Genomic DNA, 2142 nt, shown 5'->3' on the forward strand with positions numbered 1-2142 from the left:
ATGGAGCACCTGCCGCCAGCGCGGCCACATGGCCTGAAAGGCCGGCATCACGCGGTCGCCGGCCCACGGGCCCGTCCGCGCGACGATCTCCTCGGTCAGTTCGTCGAGCGTCAGGCACGTGTCCTGGAGTGCTTCCCCGATCGCCGCCACGACCTGGGCGGACTGTTCCTCGGTGAGCCGTACGTCGGGCGGGAAAGGGCTCGGCCCGGTCGGGATCGCGGTCAGCGCGGCCGACCAGAGGGGGAGTTCCCGTGCCGGGAGGAGATGGACCGTTCCGCGCGGGCCGTACGTCTTGATCAGCGACCGTTCGTCCCAGAGTGCGGCCCGTACATCCGCCCGTGTCAGCGCGGACGTCCGTACGCCCACCGACACCTCGGCCGCGGACAGCACCTGAGCGTGCGCCCCCCTCATCGCGCCGACCACCTCGGCGACCGGCGTCCCGCTCCCGGCCGTCCCCGCCGGCTCCGCCGGCCGGGCCAGGAACTGCCGCTCGGCTCGCCGTGCGCTCGCCGCGTCCCACGTGATCCTCGAGGTCGTCGTCATGACACGACGCTAGACCCGAAAGAGGACAGGATCTGACCTAAGCAGCTGCACCGTGCCGCCAGGGTCTCGGGGTGGAGGCGGTGCGGGGGTCAAGCGGGCGCTCGCGGCCGTTGTCACCCGTCGGGGGGATACGGGGACAAGTCGGCGAGCGGGCCCCAAGGTGCGGCAAATCCGCCGGATCCCGCCTCAGAGTGCACGATTTCCCTGCGTATGGGCTGCCCAGGGGTTGTGTGGGGGCTGTGTTTCGGCCAGCAGCAAGCCGTGAACGAGAAGTTCCGCGGACATCGCCGCGTCGCCGGGTGGCTCCGGAGAGTAGTTGTGGCACGCCGATGCACGCAGCATCACTTACGAAGGGTTATGGTGGAAACCCCCCCTCGGGCCGGTCCGTCTCCCCCCCACGGACCGGCCCGTTTTTTTGTGCGTCGAAGCCGACCCGAAGTACCGGCCGGAATTCTGCGTTCCGCACCCGTGGGCGGCCCACGGCGGCAGCGAGGGTAGGCTTCCCCTCCGGGGACTGCCACAGGGACAGGGACCGCCCGCGGCCACGACCGGGCCGCACGCCGCGGCCTGTCCGATCCGTACGGAGGGGCTGACAATCACGTGAACCTGCGCGACAAGCTGCGTGGCCTGCTGGTCAGGCTGTACGCACGCCGGGTGGAAGGCCACCTGGACCACGCTCAGGTGCCCAAGCACATCGGCGTCATCATGGACGGCAATCGGCGCTGGGCGAAGGCCGCCGGTTCCAGCACCGTCCACGGTCACCGGGCCGGTGCCGAGAAGATCGAGGAGTTCCTCGGCTGGTGCACCGAGACGGACGTCGAGGTCGTCACCCTGTGGCTGCTGTCCACGGACAACTTCGACCGGCCGCAGGAGGAGCTCGTCCCGCTGCTCGGCATCATCGAGGACGTCGTCCGTACCCTGGCCGCCGACGGCCGCTGGCGTGTGCACCACGTCGGCACGCCCGATCTGCTGCCCTCCGGCATGCAGACGGTTCTGAAAGAGGCCGAGGAGACCACCGCGCACGTCGACGGGATACTGGTCAACGTCGCCATCGGCTACGGCGGGCGCCAGGAGATCGCCGACGCCGTGCGCTCCATGCTGCTCGACGCCCAGGACCGGGGCACCTCGATGGAGGAGCTCGCCGAGGCCGTCGACATCGACATGATCGGGCGTCACCTCTACACGAGCGACCAGCCCGACCCCGACCTCGTGATCCGCACCAGCGGCGAGCAGCGGCTGTCCGGATTCATGCTCTGGCAGACCGCGCACTCCGAGTACTACTTCTGTGACGTGTTCTGGCCGGCGTTCCGCAAGGTCGACTTCCTGCGCGCCATGCGCGACTACGCCGCCCGCCACCGGCGCTTCGGCGGCTGATGCACGGCTCGCCACCGGCGCTTCGGCGGTTGATACACCGCTCGCCACCGGCGCTTCGGCGGTTGATACACCGCTCGCCACCGGCGCTTCGGCGGCTCATACCCCGCTCGCCACCGGCCCTACTACGGCTGATAAGCCCCGCCGCAGGCGCTACGGCGGCTAACACGCCGCCGCCACCGGGCGCTGCGGACTGATACACCGCTCCCCACCGGTCGCTGCGGCGCC

At 70.4% G+C, this 2142-nt stretch carries 2 protein-coding genes; one reads left to right on the forward strand and one right to left on the reverse strand.

The window, feature by feature from the left end; translation table 11 throughout:
* On the reverse strand, positions 1–543 hold a 543-nt coding region (locus tag CA983_RS43005; protein WP_143645807.1), incomplete at its 3' end, for a DNA glycosylase AlkZ-like family protein.
* A 600-nt stretch (positions 544–1143) separates the two neighbouring features.
* Between CA983_RS43005 and CA983_RS43010 the strand changes: the two genes are divergently transcribed.
* On the forward strand, positions 1144–1917 hold the full coding sequence (locus tag CA983_RS43010; RefSeq protein ID WP_086606037.1) for an isoprenyl transferase: 774 nt from the start codon (positions 1144–1146) through the stop codon (positions 1915–1917).
* The last annotated feature ends 225 nt before the right edge of the window (positions 1918–2142 follow it).

The sequence above is a fragment of the Streptomyces swartbergensis genome, assembly GCF_002148965.1.
Taxonomy (GTDB): Bacteria; Actinomycetota; Actinomycetes; order Streptomycetales; family Streptomycetaceae; genus Streptomyces; species Streptomyces swartbergensis.